Here is a 22,041-nt window from a genome sequence, read left to right on the forward strand (position 1 = left end):
GTGGCCGCCCCCCAAATCAACCCCCGCCACCACCCCGCCCACACGGTGGTGTCGTTCGAAGAGTTGTGCCCCTCCCCCCCCCCCCCCCGCGCGGGGGGGGGGGGGGGCGCCCGGCCGGGCGCCCCCCCGCCATCACGCCGGGCGCTCGACGCGCACGTTCCAGCGTCCGCCGTGGCGTTCCAGGACCAGCGGCAGGTCGAAGCACTTGCCGATCCGGTCGCCGGTGAGCACCTCGTCGGCCGGGCCCTGGGCCAGACTGCGCCCGTCACGCAGCAGCAGGGCGTGCGTGGTCCCGGCCGGCAGCTCCTCCAGATGATGGGTGACCAGCACCGTCGCCAGCCGCGGATGCTCCAGGCGCAGCGCGTCCAGCGCGCCGAGCAGCTGTTCCCGGCCCGGCAGGTCGAGGCCGGTGGCCGGCTCGTCCAGGAGCAGCAGCCGCGGCTCGGGCATCAGCGCCCGCGCGATCAGGGTCCGGCCGCGCTGCCCCTGGGAGAGCGTGGGCCAGCGGGCCTCGCGGCGCTCGGCCAGCCCCAGCGTCTCGATGAGCCGGTCGGCCCGCGCCTCCTGCTGCGGCGTCGGCCGCCACCGGGGCAGCGGGGCGACCGAGTTGGTGAGCCCGGTCAGCACCACAGCGCGCACGGTCAGCGGCTCGGTGAGCGGATGGCGGGGATCGACATGTCCCACGTACGACCGCAGCTCCCGCACATCGACCCGGCCGAGGCGGCGGCCGAGCACCTCCACCGTGCCGCGCGTCGGGTGGGTGAGGGCGCCGAGCAGGCCGAGCAGGGTTGACTTGCCGGCGCCGTTGGCGCCGAGCAGCGCCCAGTGCTCGCCCGCCCGCACGGTCAGTGAGACCTCCTGGAGGATCGGCCGGCCGTCGCGCACGACGTGGACGTCCTCCGCATGCAGGACGATCATCGGCGCACCGCCCGGTTCACCGCGGACAGCACCGCGAGCACGGCGGCGGCCGGCGCCGAGGCGTCCTGCCCCGCGCCCCACACCGTCCGGCCGGCCACCCGGCACTCCGCGAAGGCGAACGGCCCGCTCGCGGCGGTCTCCAGGACCTCCACCGGATACCCGGCGCCCGCCAGCGCGTCGGCGAACGCGGCCAGCGGGCCGGCGCCGGTGCCCGTGTGCTCGGCGGTGCCGTCCTCGCCGGTGCGCAGGACGCAGACGAACCGGTCGCTGCCCGGCGCCTCGGGGTGGCTCGACCAGGACTCCAGCCTGAGCGGGCCGTCGTCCAGGTAGGCGGCCCGGAAGAGGTCGTACAGCTCCTTCGGTGTGACCTCCCGCCCGTCGGCGTCCGCCGCCTCCTGGACGAGGCCCGCGAACTCGGGCCGCATCCGCTCCGGCAGGTCGACGCCGTGCCGGGTGCGCAACAGATAGGCCGAACCACCCTTCCCGGACTGCGAGTTGACCCGGATCACGGCCTCGTAGGAGCGGCCCAGGTCGGCCGGGTCCACCGGCAGATACGGCACCGACCAGGGCGCCTGCCGCTCCGATACGCCCGATTCGGCCGCCCGGCGGGCGTGCCGGGCCAGGCCCTTGCTGATCGCGTCCTGATGGGTGCCGGAGAAGGCGGTGTGCACCAGCTCGCCCGCATACGGGTGCCGGGGGTGCACGGGCAGCCGGTTGCAGTGCTCGACCGTCTCCCGTACCGCGTCGATGTCGCCGAAGTCGACCATCGGGTCGACCCCTTGGGCGTACAGGTTCAGCGCGAGGGTCACCAGGTCGACATTACCGGTGCGTTCGCCGTTGCCGAACAAAGTGCCCTCCACGCGCTGGGCGCCTGCCAGCATGGCCAGTTCGGCGCAGGCGACACCGGTGCCGCGGTCGTTGTGCGGATGCACGGAGAGGATCACCGAGTCCCGGCGGGACAACTGGCGGTGGACGTACTCGATCTGGTCGGCGTAGACGTTCGGGGTGGCGATCTCCACCGTCGCGGGCAGGTTGTGGGTGACCGGGCGGTCGGGGCTCGCGTCCCACAACTCGGTCAGCCCGTCGCACAGTTCGAGCACGAAGTCGGGCTCGGTCAGGTTGAAGGTCTCCGGGGAGAACTGGAAGCGGACGCCGGCCCTGTCCCCGGCCCGGCGCGCCATGTGCCCGGCCGCCTCCCGCACGGTGCGCCGCACCCCGGCCCGGTCCCGGCGCAGCACCACCTCGCGCCACACCGGAGAGGTCGCGATGTACAGGTGGACCACGGCCCTCGGCATCCCCTCGATCGCCTCGAAGGTGCGGTCGATCAGGTCGTCTCTGGCCGGGGTGAAGACGACCGGGGTGACGTCGTCGGGGACGGCCCCGGAGGTCACCAGGTGCCGTACGAAGTCGAAGTCGGTGCGGCTCGCCGACGGGTAGCCGACCTCGATCTCCTTGAAGCCGAGACGGACCAGCAGGTCGAAGAAGCGGCGCTTGCGGGGCGTGTCCATCGGCTCGGCCAGCGCCTGGTTGCCGTCGCGCAGATCGACGGGAACCCACAGCGGCGCCCGGGTCAGGCGCGCGGAGGGCCAGGACCGGTCGTCGGCCGGGACGTGCACGCGCCGGTCGTAGGGCCGGTAGCGGTGGTACGGCATGGGGCCGGGGCGCTGGGGATTCCAGCGGGGAGTCAGGACGGTGGTCATCGTCGGTGGTGCCCTTCGGCTCGGTCGGACGGTGACCGGCGGCACGGCGACCCCGCGGCGGGGTGCCGGTCGCGTCAGGCCCCGCCGCGGCAGCCGAGGAGAAGCAGACCGCGAAGCGTCATGGGGGATACGCTAACCACTCCTCAGGTCCTCAGACAAGTGAGAATCTTCCGTGCGCCCCGACGCCCTACGGCTGCGGGTCCCCTGCCCCCGACGAGTTGGTGACACACCATGGCCCTAGGTCCCGTCCGCCCGAGCCCGCTGGTCGAACAGGCCGCCGCCCGCCTGCGTGAGCAGATCGCCGCCGGTCACTGGCCCGTCGGCACCCGGCTGCCCGGTGAGACCACCCTCGCCAGGGAACTCGGCGTGGGCCGCTCCACCGTCCGCGAGGCGCTGCGCGCGCTCACCGGGGCCGGGCTGGTGCGGCCCCGGCAGGGCGCGGGCGTGTTCGTCGTCGCGACGCGGCCCGTCGAGGACTGGCCGACGCGGCTGCGCCGGGCCGCGGTGTCCGACGTCTACGAGGTCCGGATGGCCGTCGAGGTGCACGCGGCCCGGCTGGCCGCCGCCCGGCGCACCCCCGAGGACACGGCGGCGATCGAGGCCGCGCTCGACGGCCGCCGGGCCGCCGCCACGGCGGACGACCGGGCGTTCGTCGACGCCGACATCGCCTTCCACGCGGCCGTGGTCGACGCCGCGCACAACCCCGTGCTCGCCGATCTGTTCGCCGAGTTCACCCCCGTGCTGCGGGAGGGCCTGGTCGATCTGCTGGCCCTGACCGGCCGGCGCGTACAGGACCCGAACACCGCCGACGACGCCCATGCGGCCCTGGCCCGGGCGATCGCCGACGGGGATGCCGAGACCGCGGCGAACGTCCTGCGCGCGGAACTGGAGGACCCGTTCGGCGGGCCCTGAGCGCATGGGTCACGAGCGGTGCCGACCGGGTTCGCCCGGTTGCCGCGCGGTCCGGAATAGTCCATGGAGTGCACGGGTTGATGCACCACAACGCATGCGCATGCATCGATCCTGGAAGGGTCTGTCATGAAGATCGGCATCATCGGCGCTGGCAACATCGGCGGCAACCTCACCCGACGGCTCACCGCCCTCGGCCACGATGTGTCCGTCGCCAACTCCCGCGGCCCGCACACCCTCACCGACCTGGCCCGGGAGACGGGCGCGACGCCCGTCCCGGCCGCGGAGGCGGCCCGCGGCGCGCAGGTCGTCGTGGTCACGGTTCCGGTGCGGGCGGTCCCGGACCTGCCCTCCGGACTGCTCGACGGGGCGGCCGAGGGCGTCGCCGTGATCGACACGGGCAACTACTACCCGCAGCGGGACGGCCGGATCGCGGGCATCGAGGACGACGGGATCACCGAGAGCCGCTGGACCGAGCGGCAGATCGGCCACCCGGTGATCAAGGCGTTCAACGGCACCTACGCCCAGGACATCCTGGACCGCCACCGCCCGGCCGGCGACCCCGGCCGCCTGGCGCTCCCGGTGGCCGGCGACGACGAGGCCGCCAAGCGGGCCGTGCGCGACCTGATCGACGAACTCGGCTTCGACACGGTGGACGCGGGCGGCATCGACGAGTCCTGGCGGCAGCAGCCGGGCACCCCGGTGTACGGGCTGCGGGCGGGCGCCGAGGCGGTACGCAAGGCCCTCGCCGAGGCGTCACCGCAGCGGCCGTCGGACTTCCGCGCCCAGGCGTAGCGAGCGCGAGCGCTTCCCGGTGTGGCGGGCCTTCGCAGGTCAGCCGTTCCCGGCCCAGGCCCGCAGGGCGGCCTTGTCCGCGAAGGCCGCCACATTCTTGTCGTACGGTTCGCTGGTGTACTGGTGGAAGCGCCACGTGGCCTTGATGCGGGGCTTGCCCGCGCTCACGTAGTCGGCGATCCACAGGCCGTCGCCCGCGTACGAGGTGGTGTCGATGTTCAGCCAGAAGTGACGGTTGGCGTACAGCACGACCTGGTGGCTCGGCCGCAGGTCCTTCACCTTCCGGATGAACAGGTCCTTCTCGGCGTTGCTCGCGTGCGTCCCCTCGCTCGTCGACTCCCAGTCGACGGCGAGGATGTCGCCCGCCTTCTCCGGGGCGTGCCGGACGAAGTACTCGGCCTGGGCGCCGATGTTGCCGGGCCACAGGAAGTGATAGAAGCCGACGACGAGCCCCGCGTCACGGGCCCGCTCGGTCTGGGCACTGAGTTTCGGGTTGACGTACGAACGCCCCTCCGTCGCCTTGATGAAGACGAAGGAGACGCCGTCCGTGTCATAGGACGAGGACTGATACGCACTCACATCGATGCCGTGCAGCATGGGGGACTCCCTCGGACGTCAGTGGGGTGACAGGAGTTGACTGCTGTATGCCCCCTGCCCCGCCCCGCCACCCCCGCGCACGAGGGAGTCATGGCGCACGCCCCGCGACAACCGCCCCCGAAACCGCCGGTGGTACAGCGAACCGTCCCCCGGTGTGTCCGTGGCCGGGCGCACGGGTTTGCGGGGTCGGCATCCGAGGGGATTGCGGGCGACGACGAGGGTGGCGACCGCGTTGCCGGGACGTGGCTGGAGGAGCACCTGGTGCGGACCGGCGACTACACCGACTCGACCAGCGCCTACCGGGCCGCGCTGGACCTGTCGCGGCTGCCGGAGCCGCCCACCGCCGTCTTCGCGTTCAGCGACCGGCTCGCCTTCGGCACGCTGCGGGCCGCCCATGAGCTGGAACTGCCGGTGCCGAGCGGCCTGTCGATCGTCGGCTTCGACCATCTGGAGGCCACTGAGCTGGTCTCGCCCACCATCACCACGGTGCGCCGGCCGCTCTCGACGATGGGCTCGACCGCGGCGATGATGCTCCTGCAGCTCATCAACGGCGAGAAGCCGCCGGCCATGCACATCCAGCTGGCCGCGGAACTCGTCGTACGGCAGTCCACCGGAGCACGGCGGACAGGCCGGTGACGTCCCACCCGCCCTGAACGGGCGACGGCCCGCCAGGCGACGGGGCATCTCGAAGAACACCGTGAAGCCGGCGTCGGCGCATGACCGGCCGCCGAAGTACGAGCGCCGCGGCAGGCGCTGATCGCCGACCGCGCATCAACTATCGGAAAGGGACCGATCCGTACACCATGAAGCGGTACATCCTCACCGGCGCACCCGGCGCAGGAAAGACAACGATCCTCCGACAACTGCAGGACCAGGGGGTCGACGTGGTCGACGAGGCAGCGACCGCCGTCATCACGCGCGAGCAAGCCGAAGGAGACGCTGAGCCCTGGACCCGGGCGGCCTTCATCGAGAAGGTGGTCGACCTGCAACGCCAGAGGCAGATGCAGTCCACCGCGAGCGACGCCACCCTCCAGATCTACGACAGATCTCCGATCTGCACCCACGCCCTCAGCACATACCTCGGGCGCCCCGTCCCGGAGAAGCTCTCCGCCGAGATCGGCAGAATCACCCGAGAACGGGTTTACGAACAGCAGGTCTTCTTCATCCGCAACATCGGGTTCTGCGAGCCCACCGCGGCCCGCCGGATCAGTTTCCAGGAGTCGCTGGCCTTCGAGAGGATCCATGAGCAGAGCTATCGGCAGTTCGGCTTCGACCTCATCGATGTGCCGGCCGGTGACCCGGCCACTCGGGTGGCGATGATCACGGACGTGCTCTCGCGGCTCGCGTCAGAAGCAGTGTCACCCGCTCGATCCAGCGGCCGATCACGGATGAAACCGCCACCGGCCCTCTGAAACGACGTCCGCCTTGTCGTCGCTGACGCGAATGGCTGTGTCGTCGTCGATGAAGTAGATCGGGAAGTCCGCCCGCGCGGCGATGCGATCGGCCCAGGCGTCGTCGCGCTCCGGGAAGTCCGGCGAGTACAGATGGGGCTTCAGATACCAGTCGAAGAGGCCGAAGGGCGGCTTCACGGTGGTCGCGTCGAGAACATGGAGGTCTGCGGTGTCCCCGATGACGCCGGCGGAGTGTTCGGTGAGATTCCGGCTGAAGATCATCGATCCGGCGCTCAACCCCACATAGACCCGGCCTGCCAGCGCTTCCAGGAAGCCGTCGGCCAGGTCGTTGCCGGTGATGCTGCGCGCGAGGTGGTAGTGATTGCCGCCCCCGACATAGACGACGTCGGCGCGCAGCAACCGGTCGAGTACCAGCCGAGGGGGCAGGCCGTTCAGTTCCAGGATGTCGAACTCCTGCCAGCCGAGGCCGTGCAGTCGGTTCATGTCCGAGAGGAGCCACCCATGGTCTCCGGACTCGGCCATGGACGCCGTGGGAACGTACACGATGTTCGCCGACCGGAACGGTTTTCCCAGCATGTCCCGCAGGGCGTCCCGCAGGGTCTCGTTACCCAGACCGTTCGACGTCAGCAGAAGCTCCATCGGACGAGCCAACCATGCCTGATGGACTCACGCAACGCACCGACCACAGACCCGAGCCGGCCTCACGACCGCCCGCTCACCAGGGACGTCATCAGCCCTGGAGCACAAACACGACTGGAGAGAAGGCTTCGCCCGCGATGTCGACGACTCCCGAGAGGGCCGGCCAGAGTGCGCTCCGGCCGGCCCCGGGCCACCGGCTTCGCGCGGCGCAACCCGGCGTTGCCGTACCGCAGTCGGGGTGGCACCCGCACACCGTCCGGCTCCGGCGCCACCAGTCCAGAACCACCACATGCGGGTCGAACGCCCGAGCCGGGTCGGGGCACCGCCCCCGTCCTTTGCGAGCAACGGCTGCCACCCGACACCGGTCTGTGCTGTTTCAGGGTCGGGGTGACCGGAAGCCTCTGCCGGTCACCCCGGGGCTGTCAGCGTCCCGTTGTCACGCGGAACGTACTGAGCACTGCCTTGTGGTCGGTCGGCCAGGTCCAGGTCGGCTTCCAGAACCGGTCCTTGCCCGACTCTGCGACCCGCTTGTTGCGCACGATCGAGGTCGACGGGCCGACGATCACGCTGTCGAGAAGCCTGAGGCGGTGGTCGGGGTGGTAGAAGACAAAGTCGATGCGGTCGCGTTCATCCGCCTTCGGGGCCCAGGTCAGCGACTCCGTCTTGGCCCCGGGGTTGTCGCTGGGCCAGGTGAAGCCGGGGGTGCGGGCCGGGTCGGGGTGGGCGACGCGGTAGCTGTCCCGGAACCCGGCGTCCTCGATCGCCTTGGTGGTCGACCACTCGACCACGGCGCCGTTGTGGTCGAACAGGTTCCGTGTCCGACGGGTCCAGTCGCGGTGCGAGGGTTCGTTGAAGTCGCCGGCCAGGAAGACGAGCCGGCCCTTGGCGCGCTCCCGCGCCGCGTCCGCGAGCATGGTCCTGGTCACCTGCGTACGGCCGGACGCCTCGTTGAGTCGCATGATCAGGTCGACGTCGGATGATGCGTGTGGCCACGGCCTGGACCAGGGGGTCAGGGAAGTCGAGGCAAGCGCCGTCCGCGGTGAGGGAGTAGGTCTGGAAGTCAGTGGTGAGCAGGAGCACGGGGATGCCGCTGGCGGCGGCGTAGCCGATCTCCATGCACACGCCGTCGTCGAGGCTCGGGCCGTGCAGGAGAGCGATCATCGCGTCGAGACGGCCGAGGCGTTCCCGGTCCAGTTCGAACAGACGGCGGCCCTTGACCTCGGCGACCAGGTCCTCCTCGTCGGTGTCGCAGAAGGGCAGGAAGACGCGCTTGGTACCGGCCTTCGCAGCGAGCCGCTCGGCGAGGTCGGCGGCGAGGGCACGGTCATGAGCGGCAAAGAGCCTGCCCCTGCCTCGGGCGCCTCCCGCGCAGGCGACAACCCCATCGAGGCCATCGAACGCAGCAGCAGCCGAGTGTACGAACTGCTCCAGCAGCTCCGGCGCGGCGACATCCAGCGGCTGGGTGTCCTCCGGGCCCGCAACCGCGCCCATCTGATCACCCGGGCCTGGCAGTTCCGGATTCTCACCGCGGACCAGGTGATCGCGTGGCTTCGTTGACGCCGGCTGTCCCCGACAAGGCCGTGGTCCCGGCGAACGTGGAGAAGGTGCTCGCCTGCGATCTGGAGGGCGCCGACCTCCCGTCCGTCGACCTTGCCCTGGGCCTGCTGGAGCGGTTCACCATCTGCGGCCGGTCCGTGGCGGGCGACCTGCGTGCCCTGTGCATCAGCCTCCCCGAGGACTCGGAGGCCCGGCGTGGTGTGCAGGCCACGCTCAGCGAGGCGTCCCGGCGGCTTTACCTCGCCCCCGTCCTGCGAGGCCCCGTCCGACTCAGGGTGTAGGACATCGCACGCCTCGTTCACGCCCTGCTCCGTGCAGCCGAACGGGTCAGCGAGGAAGAGTGCGCGCACGCGCCGGCAAGAACATCAGCACGCCACGATGAACGGGAATGTAAACGTGCTGGTCAGGGTCTGTTTTCGTCAGCATTCGATGATGTTGACCGCCAGGCCGCCGCGGGCTGTTTCCTTGTACTTGACCGACATGTCCGCGCCCGTGTCCTTCATGGTCTTGATGACCTTGTCGAGGGAGACATGGTGGCGGCCGTCGCCGCGCATCGACATGCGGGCCGCGGTGACGGCCTTGACGGCGGCCATGCCGTTGCGCTCGATGCAGGGGATCTGGACCAGGCCGCCGACCGGGTCGCAGGTGAGGCCGAGGTTGTGCTCCATGCCGATCTCCGCGGCGTTCTCGACCTGTTCGGGGCTGCCGCCCAGCACCTCCGCGAGGGCGCCCGCCGCCATGGAGCAGGCGGAGCCGACCTCTCCCTGGCAGCCGACCTCGGCGCCGGAGATGGACGCGTTCTCCTTGAACAGCATGCCGATCGCGCCGGCCGCGAGCAGGAAACGGACCACGCCGTCCTCGTCGGCGCCGGGCACGAAGTCGAGGTAGTAGTGCAGGACCGCCGGGATGATGCCGGCAGCGCCGTTCGTCGGGGCGGTCACCACCCGCCCGCCGGCCGCGTTCTCCTCGTTCACCGCCATCGCGTACAGCGTGATCCACTCCATCGCGTGTGCGAGCGGATCGCCCTCGGCGCGCAACTGGCGGGCCGACACGGCGGCCCTGCGCCGCACCTTCAGGCCGCCCGGCAGGATGCCCTCCCGGGACAGGCCGCGCGCCACGCACTCCCGCATCACCCGCCAGATCTCCAGCAGGCCCGCGCGGATCTCCTCCTCGGTGCGCCGGGCGCGTTCGTTCTCCAGCATCAGCGAGGAGATCGACAGACCGGTCTCGCGGGTCAGGCGCAGCAGTTCGTCACCCGTGCGGAAGGGGTACTTGAGCACCGTGTCGTCCAGCTTGATCCGGTCCGCGCCGACCGCGTCCTCGTCGACGACGAAGCCGCCGCCGACCGAGTAGTACGTCTTGCTCAGCACGTCGGCGCCCGCGGCGTCGTAGGCCCGCAGGGTCATGCCGTTGGCGTGGTACGGCAGCGCCTTGCGGCGGTGCAGCACCAGGTCGGCGTCGGCGTCGAACGTGATCTCGTGCTCGCCGAGCAGCCGCAGCCGGCCGGACTCCCGGATGCCCGCCACCCGCTGGTCGGCGCCCTCCACGTCCACCGTCCGGGGCGCGGCGCCCTCCAGACCGAGCAGCACGGCCTTCGGCGTGCCGTGGCCGTGGCCCGTCGCGCCGAGCGAGCCGTACAGCTCGGCACGGACCGACGCCACGGAGCCGAGCAGGCCCTCGTTGCGCAGCCGGCCGGCGAACATGCGTGCCGCGCGCATCGGGCCGACCGTGTGGGAGCTGGACGGGCCGATGCCGATCGAGAACAGGTCGAACACCGAGATGGCCACGGTGACTCCTCCATACGGGGGTGCGGGACGGGGTGCCGCGCTCAGGGACGCGCGGGCGCGGCACCCCGTACGGCGGGGACTACTTGCCCAGGCCGGGGTAGAGCGGGTGCTTGGCGGCCAGCGCCCGCACCCGTGCCGCCAGGGCGGACGCGTCGTACGACGGCTTCAACGCCTCGGCGATGACGTCCGCGACCTCGGTGAAGTCCTCGGCGGAGAAGCCGCGGGTGGCGAGCGCGGGCGTGCCGATGCGCAGGCCCGACGTGACCATCGGCGGGCGCGGGTCGTTCGGGACGGCGTTGCGGTTGACGGTGATGCCGACCTCGTGCAGCCGGTCCTCGGCCTGCTGCCCGTCCAGCTCGGAGGCGCGCAGGTCCACCAGGACCAGATGTACGTCGGTGCCGCCGGACAGCACGCTCACACCGGCCTCGCGGACGTCCGGCGCGGTCAGCCGCTCGGCGAGGATCCGGGCGCCCTCGACCGTACGGTGCTGGCGCTCCTTGAACTCCTCGGAGGCCGCGACCTTGAACGAGACCGCCTTGGCGGCGATCACATGCTCCAGGGGGCCGCCCTGGAAGCCGGGGAACACGGACGAGTTCAGCTTCTTCGCGAAGTCCTTCTTCGCGAGGATGATGCCACCGCGCGGGCCGCCCAGCGTCTTGTGGGTGGTGGAGGTGACCACATCGGCGTACTGCACCGGGTTCGGGTGCAGACCGGCGGCGACCAGACCCGCGAAGTGGGCCATGTCGACCCACAGGTACGCCTCCACCTCGTCGGCGATCCGGCGGAACTCCGCGAAGTCCAGCTGCCGCGGGTAGGCCGACCAGCCCGCGATGATCACCTTCGGGCGGTGCTCCTTGGCCAGCCGCTCGACCTCGGCCATGTCGACAAGACCGGCCTCGTCGACGTGGTAGGCGACCACATCGAACTGCTTGCCGGAGAAGTTCAGCCGCATGCCGTGGGTCAGATGGCCGCCGTGCGCCAGGTCCAGACCGAGGATGGTGTCGCCGGGCCGGGCCAGCGCGAACAGCGCGGCCTGGTTGGCGGAGGCGCCCGAGTGGGGCTGCACGTTGGCGTACTCGGCGCCGAACAGCTCCTTGACCCGGTCGATGGCGATCTGCTCGGCCACGTCGACGTGCTCGCAGCCGCCGTAGTAGCGGCGGCCCGGGTAGCCCTCGGCGTACTTGTTGGTGAGGACCGAGCCCTGCGCCTCCATGACCGCGACGGGCGCGAAGTTCTCGGAGGCGATCATCTCCAGGGTGGACTGCTGGCGGTGCAGCTCGGCGTCGACCGCGGCGGCCACGTCCGGGTCCAGCTCGTGCAGCGGGGTGTTCATCAGCGACATGTGGTTTCTCGACTCCTCAGCCGGCGGTGAAAGCGACGTACTCGTCGGCCGAGAGCAGATCGGCCGGCTCCTCGGCGACGCGCACCCTGAACAGCCAGCCGCCCTCGAAGGGGGCCGAGTTGACCAGCGACGGGTCGTCCACGACGTCCTCGTTGACGGCGGTGACCTCACCGGTCACGGGGGAGTACAGGTCCGACACCGACTTGGTCGACTCCAGCTCACCGCAGGACTCACCCGCGGTCACGGTGGAGCCGACCTCCGGGAGCTGGGCGTAGACGACATCGCCGAGCGCGTTGGCCGCGAACTCCGTGATGCCGACCGTCGAGACGCCGTTCTCGGCGGCCGACAGCCACTCGTGCTCCTTGCTGTAGCGCAGCTGCTGGGGGTTGCTCATGACCTGAATTCTCCTGTACGCGAGGGAGTGCTGATGACGGGGGAGGGCGGAAGGCGCAGGTGAGCGGGGTGGTGTGCCCGGCATCACAGCGGGGCGGGGCCGCTGCCCGCCCTGCGGGTCCAGTGTCTACTTCTGCCGACGGTAGAAGGGCAGCGCCACGACCTCGTACGGCTCGTGGGTGCCCCGGATGTCCACGCCGACGCCCGTCGTGCCGGGCGCCGCGTGCGCCGCGTCGACGTACGCCATCGCGATGGGCCGGCCCAGCGTGGGGGAGGGGGCGCCGGAGGTCACCTCGCCGGTCACCTCGCCGCCCGCGACGACCGGGTACCCGGCGCGCGGCACCCGGCGGCCCTCGGCGACCAGGCCGACCAGCACACGCGGCGGATCCTGCGCGGCGCGCGCGGACGCCGCCAGCAGCGCCTCGCGCCCGACGAAGTCGCCCTCCTTCTCGAACTTCACCACCCGGCCGAGCCCGGCGTCGAAGGGGGTGAGCGAGGTCGACAGCTCGTGCCCGTACAGCGGCATGCCCGCCTCCAGGCGCAGCGTGTCCCGGCAGGACAGGCCGCACGGGACCAGGCCGACGCCCTCGCCGGCCTTGGTCAGCGCCTGCCACAGCTCCACGGCGTGCTCCGGCTTCACGAACAGCTCGAAGCCGTCCTCGCCGGTGTAGCCGGTACGGGCGATCAGCGCGGGCACGCCGGCGACGGTGCCGGGCAGGCCCGCGTAGTACTTCAGGCCCGGCAGATCGGCGTCCGTGAGGGAGGCCAGGATGCCGGGGGACTCGGGGCCCTGGACGGCGATCAGCGCGTAGGCGTCGCGGTCGTCGCGGACCTCCGCGTCGAAGCCGGCGCCGCGCTCCACCAGCGCGTCGAGCACCACCTGGGCGTTGGCGGCGTTCGCGACGACCAGGAACTCCCGCTCGGCGAGCCGGTAGACGATCAGGTCGTCCAGGATGCCGCCGTCGGACCGGCAGATCATGGTGTAGCGGGCCCGGCCGACACCGACCGAGGCGATGTTGCCGACCAGGGCGAAGTTCAGCAGGGCCGCGGCCTCGGGCCCGCTCACCCCGATCTCTCCCATGTGGGAGAGGTCGAAGAGGCCGGCCCTTGTGCGTACGGCCGTGTGCTCGTCGCGCTCGGAGCCGTAGCGCAGGGGCATGTCCCAGCCGGCGAAGTCGGTCATCGTCGCACCGAGCGAGCGGTGCAGCGCGTCCAGCGCGGTATGCCGCGGTGTTGAGTGTTCGGTACTGCTCATCGGACGGATGTCTCCCAGGGCGTGGGGAAGGCGAGGTGGATCCTCCCCATCTGTCATCGGAACCTGAGAGGTTCGCCCTGACCACCTGCGTGGTCACGGCTTGCACCTTGGGTGGGGCCACCGGACAGCGGCCCGCTTTTCAGATGTGCCTCGCCCGCGCGGTAACGGGGCCTGAGAGATTCAAGGGAGGGACTTGCTCCTTCGGCGTCCCAGCAGGGCTGCTGGGAACTCTCCCGCGCGGATTCAAACGGCCGGTATGCAGTTGGCGGGCTCATCATTGCACGCATCGCCGCCGCACGGCAGGCCGGATCCGTAACCGTGCTGTGGCAGAACGCGCACGACACCGTGAGGCACACGCATTACCTTCTCTTTACACTCGACGGGGATGGGATGTCCGGACCCAAGGGGAGGACGATCACGGTGAACAGGACCACGGCGTACGCCACGACCACGGGCCTTGCACTACCCGGGCAGCCGGGCGCCCCCGCCGCCGAGCCCTGCGCGGACCACCCGGTCCCGGTGCTCCGCGACCTGCGGGAGCGGGCCGGCCGCACCCCGCACGCGCTCGTCTTCGGCCGCCATGATCTGGCCGTGGTCACCGGCCTGCCCGGCAGCGGCAAGTCGACCCTGATGGACCGCGCGGTCGACGGCATCCGCATCGACTCCCAGGACACCCGGGACCGCTGGGACGCCCGCGTCCCGCGGCTGCTGCCCTACGCGCTGTACCGCCCGCTGGTGCGCCTCGCGCACTACGCCGCGCTGCGCCGCGCCCTGCGCACCGGCGAGGGCGTCGTGGTGCACGACTGCGGCACCCAGTCCTGGGTGCGCGGCTGGCTGGCCCGCGAGGCCCGCCGGCGCGGCGGCACCCTGCACCTGATCCTTCTGGACGTGCCGCCCACGACGGCGCTCGACGGGCAGCGCGAGCGCGGGCGGGGCGTCTCCGGCCACGCCTTCCTGCGCCACCGCAGGTCGGTGGCCCGGCTGCTGCGCGCGGTGGAGCGGGGGGAACTGCCCGAGGGCTGCGGCTCCGCGGTGCTCCTCGACCGGGACGCGGCGGATGTGCTGCACCGGATCGGCTTCGCACGGTGATTCGGCTCCGCACGGTGATTCGGCTCCGCACGGTGATTCGGCTCCGCACGGTGATTCGGCTCCGCACGGCGAACCGGCTTCGCACGGTGAAGTCGGTTTCGCACGTTGAACCGGCTCCGTACGGTGATTCGGCTCCGCACGGCGAACCGGCTTCGCACGGTGAAGTCGGTTTCGCACGTTGAACCGGCTCCGTACGGTGATTCGGCTCCGTACGGTGATTCGGCTCCGTACGGCGATTCGGCTCCGCACGGTGAAGGCCGTCACCGCCACCCGTTAGCCTTTTCAGCCACAGCAGCGGTTCCCAGCAGGCGGTAGGCAGATGGACTTCCCGGCACAGGCGCACCCCGCGCACCCTCACCCGCACGGCGGATGGCCCGGCAACGAGCTGGAGGAGGTGCTCTCGGCCTCGCTCGGCGTCCCGTCGGCCGGCGGCCGGATCATCGAGGTCCTCGGCCGCAGCTTCCTGTGGATCCCGCTGCCGAGCGGCGGCGGCCCGAACAGCGGCCCCCTGGACCTGCCCACCGTGGACATCGACGGGCAGGTCCATGTGCCGGTCTTCACCTCCGAGGAGCAGTTCCGCCAGGTCGTCGGCTCCCACATGTCGTACACCATCGCGCCCGCCGTGGAGTTCGCCCGCGGTCTGCCCCCGCAGGTCGGCATCGCGGTCAACCCGGGCGGCGTGGTCGGTGCCCCGCTCCCGCCGGACGCGGTGGCCGAACTGTGCCGGGCCGGCCGCACCGAGCTGGACGGCCCGGCGAGCGGCGGCCGGGTCCGGCTGTTGGAGCCCGACTGGCAGGACGACCCGGTCGACTTCCTGTCCGCCGCGTCCGCCGAGTTCGCCGCGATCGGGGTGGTCCGCGCGGCCCGGCGGTGCCTCGCGGCCATCGAGACGGGGGAGCCGGTGCTGTTCGTGGGGGTCGAACTCAGCCAGTGGGAAGGCGATCTGCGCGCGCTGCCGCTGGAGGCACTGGGCCGGGCCCTCGCGCAGGCGCCGGTGCGGTGGCCGGTCAACCTGGTGCTGCTGGACGTCGCCGAGGATCCGGTGGGGGACTGGCTGAGAACGAATGTGCGGCCCTTCTACGAACGCTAGGCGCTTAGCTGGGAGAGCCGGGATACGTCGTCCTTCGTCTGCTGCGCCGTCGTGGCTGGTCGCGCCGTTCCCCGCGCCCCTATGGGGGTTGCCGGGCGTTGTCGTCTGCGACGCCGTCGCGGCTGGTCGCTTCCCCAAGTTCTCGGCTTCGCTCGAACAGGGGGACCCCCACCGCGGTGGAGCCGCATGGCGATACAGTCCCGCGCCCCTGTGGGCGCTGGGAGGAGCGCAGGCCTGATGGACAGGGTGGGTCGGGGGAGCGGGGCGCTTAAGCTGTGTTGCTGATGCGGGGTACCCGAAGAAGAGGCGGTAAGTCAGGTGAGCGCGAGCCTCAGCGGCAGCGTCGAGCACACGCTGCGCCAGGTCACGCCCGGGCGCTACGACGCCTATGAGGCGCTGCTGCGCGCGCTCGCGACCCCCGGCTCCGGCCAGGTCTGGATGCTGTTGTGGCACGGCCAGTCCGGCTCGCCCGACGCCCAGTACGGGAACATGGAGATCGACGGCCACGGCTACGTGCCCTGCGTCACCTCCGCCCAGGAACTCTCCGCCAGTGGCTGGAACCGCTCGTACGAGGTGGTCGACGGGGTCGACGTCGCCCGGACCCTCTACCCCGACCACTACGGGCTCTGGCTCAACCCGCACGCGCCGGGCGGCGGCGTCGGCGTCCCCTGGCTCGATCTGCGGCGCATCGCCACGGGCCTGGACCGCCAGCCGGCCGGCCCGCTCAGACTGTCCGAACCCGGCATCGAGATCCCGCAGTTCTACGCCCTGCTCACGCAGAACGCCCACCGCACCACGGCCGTCCGCTCGTTGCGCCGGGCCTGGGTGCAACCCGCCCTCGGGGCGCCGTACCTCGCCATCGGCCTTGATGTGTACGACACTTCGCCGCCCGCGGTGGACTCGGTGCGCGCGATGGTGCAGCAGTCGATGGGCGCCGTACCGGACGGACTGCCGGTCGCGACCGTCGCGATGACCGACGAGTACGACCCGGTCGTCATGTGGATGCGGGCCGGTACCCGCCCCTTCTACGACCGTGAGGCGCACGCCGCCCAACCGCCCGCCCCGGCCGCCGGGTACGGCTATCCCCCGCTCCAGGGCAGGTACTGACGAGATGCCGTCGCGGGCGGGCGCGTCCGCCGGGTGACGGAGTGACAGCAGCGGGTCTTCGCGTGTAGAGCGCGCTGAAAAGTCCGACTCCGTCCCGTTGGCCCAACTCCTCCACGTCCGGACCCCGCTACCCACTGTCCGGATAACGGAACCCTCCAGAGCGCATCACGTTTGCGCATCCTTTCACCGTCAAGTCTGGCAGCAGATCGCCCAAGCGTTGAAGACTCCCGCAGCAGGGGCCTGATGCCCCTTCGTACGACGGACTGATCATGCCGCCACAGCGGCAAGTGCGGGCCGGCTACCGCCGGTTGAGAGGGGTCCCTGCCAGATGACGGCACCATTGCACGAGCCGACCGCGGAAGCGGCCCCGAGCCCGGCCGAGGAAGCGGCGGTTGTCAGCGCCGGCGCCAAGGCCGTCCAGGGGCGCTCTTTGGGGCGGATCGCCTGGGAACGCCTCAAGCGGGACAAGCTCGCCCTCACGGGCGGCATCGTGGTCCTGGCGCTCATCGTGATCGCCCTGCTCGCGCCGGTGATCACAAGCCTTGTCGGGCAGGACCCCGACGCCTACCACGAGGATCTGATCGACCCGCTGTTCGGCACCCCCACCGGCTCGCTGGGGGGCATCAGCGGGGACCACCTGCTGGGCGTCGAGCCGGTCAACGGCCGTGACATCTTCGCGCGCATCCTCTACGGCGCCCGCATCTCGCTGCTGGTCGGCTTCCTGTCCGCGGTCGTGGCCGTGATCCTGGGCACCGTCCTGGGCATCCTCGCGGGCTTCTTCGGCGGCTGGGTCGACTCCGTCATCAGCCGGGTCATGGACGGCCTGCTGGCCTTCCCGCAGCTGCTCTTCATCATCGCCCTCGTCTCCGTCATGCCGAGCGAGATGCTGGGGCTGACCGGTACGAGCGTGCGCGTGTTCGTGATGATCCTGGTCATCGGCTTCTTCGGCTGGCCCTACATCGGACGCGTGGTGCGCGGCCAGACGCTGTCCCTGCGCGAGCGGGAGTACGTCGAGGCCGCCCGATCGCTGGGCGCCGGGCGGCTGTACATCCTCTTCAAGGAACTGCTGCCCAACCTCGTCGCGCCGATCATCGTCTACACGACGATGATGATCCCCACCAACATCCTCACCGAGGCGGCACTCAGCTTCCTGGGCGTGGGCGTCAAGCCGCCCACGGCCTCCTGGGGGCAGATGCTTTCGAGCGCGATCGACTACTACGACTCGGACCCCATGTACATGGTGGTCCCGGGCGTGGCGATCTTCATCACCGTTCTTGCGTTCAACCTCTTCGGCGACGGCGTGCGCGACGCGCTGGACCCGAAGGGCGCCCGCTGAACCGCCGTACCCCAAGCGACCCGTGGCTCATTCACGGGATCTCTCATCAAATCCATCCGGAGGATCCGAGATCGTGACTACCCAACGCACCTCAGGGCGGCGCAAGCAGGCCATGGCCGCTGCCGCCGTGGTCGCCGCGCTGCTGACCACGGCAGCGTGCGGCGGCGGCGACGACAGTGGCGACAAGGGCTCGAAGAACGGCGCCGCGGGCTTCGACGCCGCGAACAACAAGGTCGCCCAGGCCTCGCTGGCCAAGAAGGGTGGCACGCTGAGGTTCGGCGGTGCCCAGGACGCCGACTCGTGGGACACCACCCGCGGTTACTACGGCTTCATGTGGGACTTCGCGCGCTACTACAGCCGTCAGCTCGTCACCCCCAAGCCGGCCCCGGGCAAGGAAGGCGCCACGGTGACGCCGGACCTCGCCACCGGCGTTGCCAAGGTCAGCGACGACGGCAAGACCTACACGTACACCCTGCGCGACGGCATCACGTGGGAAGACGGCAAGCCGATCACCTCGAAGGACGTCAAGTACGGCATCGAGCGGGTGTGGGCACAGGACGTGCTCTCCGGCGGTCCGACGTACCTGAAGGAGGTGCTCGACCCCAAGGGCGAGTACAAGGGTCCGTACAAGGACAAGTCCGCGGACAAGCTCGGCCTGAAGGCGATCGAGACGCCGGACGACAAGACCATCGTCTTCCACCTGCCGAAGGCCAACTCGGACTTCGAGCAGATGCTGGCCCTGACCTCGGCCTCCCCGGTCCGCCAGGACAAGGACACCAAGTCCAAGTACCAGCTGCACCCGTTCTCCTCGGGACCGTACAAGTTCGAGTCCTACAACCCGAACAAGGACCTCACCCTGGTCCGCAACCCCGAGTGGAAGCAGTCCTCGGACCCGGTCCGCAAGGCGTACCCGGACAAGATCACGGTCAAGTTCTTCACCAACGCCAACGAGCTGGACCAGCGCCTGATCAACGGTGACCTGGACCTGGACCTCAACCAGACCGGCCTGTCCCCGCAGGGCCGCACCACCGCCCTGAAGCAGCACAAGGCCAACCTGGACAACCCGGTCTCCGGCTTCATCCGTTACGCGACCTTCCCGCAGGTCGTGAAGCCGTTCGATAACATCCACTGCCGCAAGGCAGTCATCTACGGCGCCGACCACGTCTCGCTGCAGACCGCCCGCGGCGGCCCGCTCGCCGGTGGCGACATCGGCACCAACATGCTGCCCCCGGCGGTGCCGGGCTCCGAGGGCCAGAGCTACGACCCGTACGAGCTGGCCGGCGCCAACAAGAGCGGCAACGCCGCCAAGGCCAAGGAAGAGCTGAAGGCCTGCGGCAAGCCGAACGGCTTCAAGACCACCATCGCCGTGCGCAACAACAAGCCGGTCGAGGTGGCCACCGCTCAGTCCATGCAGGCGTCGCTGAAGAAGATCGGCATCACCGCCGAGATCGACCAGTACGACGGTTCGCAGTACAGCGGAATCATCGGCAGCCCCTCGAACGTGAAGAAGAAGGGCTACGGCATCATCATCATGGGCTGGGGCCCGGACTTCCCGTCCGCCCAGGGCTACGGCCGGCCGCTGTGGGACAGCCGCTACATCCTGCAGAGCGGCAACAACAACTTCGCCATGATCGACGACAAGTCCATCGACGGTCTGTTCGACCAGTTCGCCGTCACGCTGGACGACGCGGGCAAGACCAAGATCGCGAAGGAGCTCAACCACAAGGTCATGGAGGGCGGCTACTACCTGCCCTTCGTGTTCGAGAAGTTCATCAACTGGCGCTCCAGCAACCTGGCGAACGTCTACACGTCCGACGCCTACAGCGGCTCGTACGACTTCGTCAACCTCGGTCTGAAGAACCCGAAGTAACCCGGCACACCCGCCATACGGCACGAAAGGCAGGTGAAGGCCGGCGACGCGTGATCGCGGGCCACCGGAAGTCCCCCACCGCCCACAAGGCGTGGGAGGTACCCGGTGGCCCGCGGTCCGCGGCGGGCCGAGAGCTGTGCTCGCTTACCTCATCAGGCGGTTGTTCGCCGCCGCAGTGATGCTCGTGGTCATCATCATGGTGGTCTTCGGCATCTTCTTCCTCGTCCCCAAGTGGGCGGGCGTCGACATCGCCGCGAGCTTCGTGGGCAAGCAGGCCGACCCCGCGGCCGTCGAGGCCGTGCGGGTGAAGCTGGGCCTGGACGACCCGATCTACTCCCAGGTCTGGGAGTTCTTCAAGGGCATCTTCGCGGGCCGCACCTACGCGGCCGGCGGTGACGTCACCCACTGCGCCGCGCCGTGCTTCGGCTACTCCTTCCGCACCGAGCAGGCCATCTGGCCGGTGCTCACCGACCGCTTCCCGGTGACCCTGGGTCTCGCGCTCGGTGCTGCCGTGCTGTGGCTGGTCGTCGGTGTCGCGGCGGGTGTCCTCTCCGCGCTCAAGCGGGGCAGCATCTGGGACCGCGGCGCGATGGTCATCGCCCTGTCCGGTGTCTCGCTCCCCATCTACTTCACGGGCATGATCGCCCTGTCGGTCTTCGCCTTCGGCCTGAAGTGGTTCGACGCCGAATACGTGCCCCTCAGCGAGAGCTTCGGCGGCTGGTTCGGCGGCATGATCCTGCCGTGGATCACCCTCGCCTTCCTCTACGCGGCGATGTACGCCCGGATCACCCGCGCGACCATGCTGGAGATCCTCGGCGAGGACTACATCCGCACCGCCCGCGCCAAGGGCCTGCGGGAGCAGACGGTCATCGGCAAACACGCCATGCGCTCCACGATGACGCCGATCCTGACCATGCTCGGCATGGACCTCGGGGCCCTGATCGGCGGCGCGGTCCTCACCGAGAGCACGTTCAACCTGCCCGGCCTCGGCCGGGAGGTGCTGACCGCGATCAAGGCCCAGGACCTGCCCATCATCCTGGGCGTCGTCCTGATCACCTCGCTCGCCGTGCTCATCGCCAACCTGGCCGTGGACATCCTCTACGCCGTGATCGACCCCCGAGTGAGGCTCACATGACCGAACTCAGCAAGAGCGGAGCGGCCGTGGGCGAACCCACCGCCGCCTCGCCCAGCACCGCCTTCCTCGAAGTGCGCGACCTGAAGGTGCACTTCCCGACCGACGACGGCCTGGTCAAGTCCGTCGACGGACTCAGCTTCAAGCTGGAGAAGGGCAAGACCCTCGGGATTGTGGGCGAGTCGGGCTCCGGCAAGTCGGTGACCTCGCTCGGCATCATGGGCCTGCACACGGCCGGCCAGTACGGCAGGCGCAAGGCGCAGATCTCCGGCGAGATCTGGCTGGACGGCACCGAGCTGCTGTCCGCCGACCCCGACCACGTCCGCAAGCTGCGCGGCCGGCAGATGGCGATGATCTTCCAGGACCCGCTGTCCGCGCTGCACCCGTACTACACGATCGGCCAGCAGATCGTGGAGGCGTACCGGATCCACCACGACGTGGACAAGAAGACCGCCAAGCGGCGTGCGGTCGAGATGCTCGACCGGGTGGGCATCCCGCAGCCCGACAAGCGGGTCGACAGCTACCCGCACGAGTTCTCCGGCGGTATGCGCCAGCGTGCGATGATCGCGATGTCGCTGGTCAACAACCCCGAGCTGCTGATCGCGGACGAGCCGACCACCGCCCTGGACGTGACGGTCCAGGCGCAGATCCTGGACCTGATCCGGGACCTGCAGAAGGAGTTCGGCTCCGCGGTCGTCATCATCACCCACGACCTGGGTGTCGTCGCCGAACTGGCCGACGACATCCTGGTGATGTACGGCGGCCGCTGCGTCGAGCGGGGCCCGGCCGAGAAGGTCTTCTACGAGCCCCGCCACCCCTACACCTGGGGCCTGCTGGGCTCGATGCCGCGCCTCGACCGCGAGCAGCAGGAGCGGCTGATCCCGGTCAAGGGCTCCCCGCCCTCCCTGATCAACGTCCCGTCCGGCTGCGCCTTCAACCCGCGCTGCCCGTACGCCGACGTACCGAAGGACAACGTCACCCGCACGGTCCGCCCCGAGCTGACCGAGGTCGGCAGCCGGCACTGGGCCGCCTGCCATATGTCGCAGGAGCAGCGGGAGCGGATCTGGACCGAAGAGATTGCGCCGAAGCTGTGAGTGAGAACGCAGAGGACAA

21 protein-coding genes, 1 pseudogene and 2 riboswitches are annotated in these 22,041 nt (G+C 70.4%); of the genes and pseudogenes, 12 read left to right on the top strand and 10 right to left on the bottom strand.

Translation table 11 applies throughout. The features are described from left to right. Positions 1–132: 132 nt before the first annotated feature. Positions 133–918 (bottom strand): ABC transporter ATP-binding protein, encoded by a 786-nt coding sequence (locus tag ABT245_RS27255; protein ID WP_351738015.1) that lies wholly within the window; start codon positions 916–918, stop codon positions 133–135. Beyond that, positions 915–2,618: a 2-isopropylmalate synthase gene (locus ABT245_RS27260; protein WP_351738018.1), complete on the bottom strand. Its 1,704-nt coding sequence runs from the start codon at positions 2,616–2,618 to the stop codon at positions 915–917. Before ABT245_RS27260 ends, ABT245_RS27255 begins: the two co-directional genes overlap by 4 nt. Before the next feature lie 231 nt (positions 2,619–2,849). Between ABT245_RS27260 and ABT245_RS27265 the strand changes: the two genes are divergently transcribed. Together ABT245_RS27265 and ABT245_RS27270 are read left to right on the top strand one after the other, a co-directional pair. After that, entirely contained in the window at positions 2,850–3,530 is a 681-nt protein-coding gene (locus ABT245_RS27265) for a FadR/GntR family transcriptional regulator (RefSeq protein WP_351738021.1), read from the top strand. 111 nt (positions 3,531–3,641) lie between these two features. After that, positions 3,642–4,322, top strand: coding sequence for an NADPH-dependent F420 reductase (locus ABT245_RS27270; RefSeq protein WP_351738212.1), 681 nt, complete (start codon positions 3,642–3,644; stop codon positions 4,320–4,322). Positions 4,323–4,361: 39 nt separating this feature from the next. On the opposite strand, the gene ABT245_RS27275 is transcribed toward ABT245_RS27270, so the two are convergent. Then, entirely contained in the window at positions 4,362–4,919 is a 558-nt protein-coding gene (locus ABT245_RS27275) for a glycoside hydrolase family 25 protein (RefSeq protein ID WP_351738023.1), read from the bottom strand. A 90-nt stretch (positions 4,920–5,009) separates the two neighbouring features. Here ABT245_RS27275 and ABT245_RS27280 point away from each other — a divergent pair, with 90 nt between their 5' ends. Further along, positions 5,010–5,555 carry a substrate-binding domain-containing protein gene (locus ABT245_RS27280; RefSeq protein ID WP_351738026.1) on the top strand — a complete coding sequence of 182 codons (546 nt, stop codon included), beginning with the start codon at positions 5,010–5,012 and terminating at the stop codon, positions 5,553–5,555. 167 nt (positions 5,556–5,722) lie between these two features. Further along, positions 5,723–6,331, top strand: a complete 609-nt coding sequence (locus ABT245_RS27285) for an AAA family ATPase (protein ID WP_351738029.1) — start codon at positions 5,723–5,725, stop codon at positions 6,329–6,331. Here ABT245_RS27285 and ABT245_RS27290 read toward each other — a convergent pair. From ABT245_RS27290 to ABT245_RS27300, 3 genes and pseudogenes are all read right to left on the bottom strand, one after another. Next, positions 6,302–6,970: a Type 1 glutamine amidotransferase-like domain-containing protein gene (locus tag ABT245_RS27290; protein WP_351738032.1), complete on the bottom strand. Its 669-nt coding sequence runs from the start codon at positions 6,968–6,970 to the stop codon at positions 6,302–6,304. The genes ABT245_RS27285 and ABT245_RS27290 overlap by 30 nt on opposite strands. A 422-nt stretch (positions 6,971–7,392) precedes the next feature. Beyond that, positions 7,393–7,929 carry an endonuclease/exonuclease/phosphatase family protein gene (locus ABT245_RS27295; RefSeq protein ID WP_351738035.1) on the bottom strand — a complete coding sequence of 179 codons (537 nt, stop codon included), beginning with the start codon at positions 7,927–7,929 and terminating at the stop codon, positions 7,393–7,395. A gap of 130 nt (positions 7,930–8,059) precedes the next feature. Further along, a pseudogene (locus tag ABT245_RS27300) lies at positions 8,060–8,461 on the bottom strand (nucleoside 2-deoxyribosyltransferase); the annotation flags it as partial. A 53-nt stretch (positions 8,462–8,514) separates the two neighbouring features. Here ABT245_RS27300 and ABT245_RS27305 point away from each other — a divergent pair. After that, entirely contained in the window at positions 8,515–8,808 is a 294-nt protein-coding gene (locus ABT245_RS27305) for a hypothetical protein (RefSeq protein WP_351738038.1), read from the top strand. A gap of 138 nt (positions 8,809–8,946) precedes the next feature. Here ABT245_RS27305 and ABT245_RS27310 read toward each other — a convergent pair whose 3' ends face one another. The 4 genes from ABT245_RS27310 to gcvT form a co-directional block, all read right to left on the bottom strand. Further along, the gene (locus tag ABT245_RS27310; RefSeq protein WP_351738041.1) at positions 8,947–10,314 is read right to left on the bottom strand and encodes an L-serine ammonia-lyase; all 1,368 of its coding nucleotides are present in this window, start codon (positions 10,312–10,314) and stop codon (positions 8,947–8,949) included. A gap of 79 nt (positions 10,315–10,393) precedes the next feature. Then, positions 10,394–11,656 carry a serine hydroxymethyltransferase gene (glyA, locus tag ABT245_RS27315; RefSeq protein WP_351738044.1) on the bottom strand — a complete coding sequence of 421 codons (1,263 nt, stop codon included), beginning with the start codon at positions 11,654–11,656 and terminating at the stop codon, positions 10,394–10,396. Positions 11,657–11,672: 16 nt separating this feature from the next. Further along, positions 11,673–12,050: a glycine cleavage system protein GcvH gene (gcvH, locus tag ABT245_RS27320; protein WP_351738047.1), complete on the bottom strand. Its 378-nt coding sequence runs from the start codon at positions 12,048–12,050 to the stop codon at positions 11,673–11,675. 126 nt (positions 12,051–12,176) lie between these two features. Then, entirely contained in the window at positions 12,177–13,304 is a 1,128-nt protein-coding gene (gene gcvT, locus ABT245_RS27325) for a glycine cleavage system aminomethyltransferase GcvT (RefSeq protein ID WP_351738050.1), read from the bottom strand. 40 nt (positions 13,305–13,344) lie between these two features. Further along, positions 13,345–13,453: riboswitch (glycine riboswitch) on the bottom strand. Next, positions 13,454–13,550: riboswitch (glycine riboswitch) on the bottom strand. It abuts the riboswitch before it with no gap. A 174-nt stretch (positions 13,551–13,724) separates the two neighbouring features. On the opposite strand from gcvT, the gene ABT245_RS27330 reads away from it, so the two are divergent. The 7 genes from ABT245_RS27330 to ABT245_RS27360 all read left to right on the top strand — a co-directional run bounded on the left by ABT245_RS27330 (position 13,725) and on the right by ABT245_RS27360 (position 22,022). Next, entirely contained in the window at positions 13,725–14,393 is a 669-nt protein-coding gene (locus tag ABT245_RS27330) for an AAA family ATPase (protein ID WP_351738053.1), read from the top strand. A gap of 319 nt (positions 14,394–14,712) precedes the next feature. After that, positions 14,713–15,483 (top strand): enhanced serine sensitivity protein SseB, encoded by a 771-nt coding sequence (locus tag ABT245_RS27335; protein ID WP_351738055.1) that lies wholly within the window; start codon positions 14,713–14,715, stop codon positions 15,481–15,483. A gap of 318 nt (positions 15,484–15,801) precedes the next feature. Then, positions 15,802–16,590 carry an enhanced serine sensitivity protein SseB C-terminal domain-containing protein gene (locus tag ABT245_RS27340; RefSeq protein ID WP_351738058.1) on the top strand — a complete coding sequence of 263 codons (789 nt, stop codon included), beginning with the start codon at positions 15,802–15,804 and terminating at the stop codon, positions 16,588–16,590. Between the two features lie 328 nt (positions 16,591–16,918). Continuing rightward, positions 16,919–17,926: an ABC transporter permease gene (locus ABT245_RS27345; protein WP_351738062.1), complete on the top strand. Its 1,008-nt coding sequence runs from the start codon at positions 16,919–16,921 to the stop codon at positions 17,924–17,926. A 73-nt stretch (positions 17,927–17,999) separates the two neighbouring features. Next, positions 18,000–19,796, top strand: coding sequence for an ABC transporter substrate-binding protein (locus tag ABT245_RS27350; protein WP_351738065.1), 1,797 nt, complete (start codon positions 18,000–18,002; stop codon positions 19,794–19,796). Positions 19,797–19,932: 136 nt separating this feature from the next. Then, entirely contained in the window at positions 19,933–20,931 is a 999-nt protein-coding gene (locus ABT245_RS27355; RefSeq protein ID WP_351738068.1) for an ABC transporter permease, read from the top strand. Further along, positions 20,928–22,022, top strand: a complete 1,095-nt coding sequence (locus tag ABT245_RS27360; protein ID WP_351738071.1) for an ABC transporter ATP-binding protein — start codon at positions 20,928–20,930, stop codon at positions 22,020–22,022. Before ABT245_RS27355 ends, ABT245_RS27360 begins: the two co-directional genes overlap by 4 nt. The last annotated feature ends 19 nt before the right edge of the window (positions 22,023–22,041 follow it).

The sequence above is a fragment of the Streptomyces sp. NPDC001508 genome, from assembly GCF_040298665.1.
In the GTDB taxonomy this organism is placed as follows: domain Bacteria; phylum Actinomycetota; class Actinomycetes; order Streptomycetales; family Streptomycetaceae; genus Streptomyces.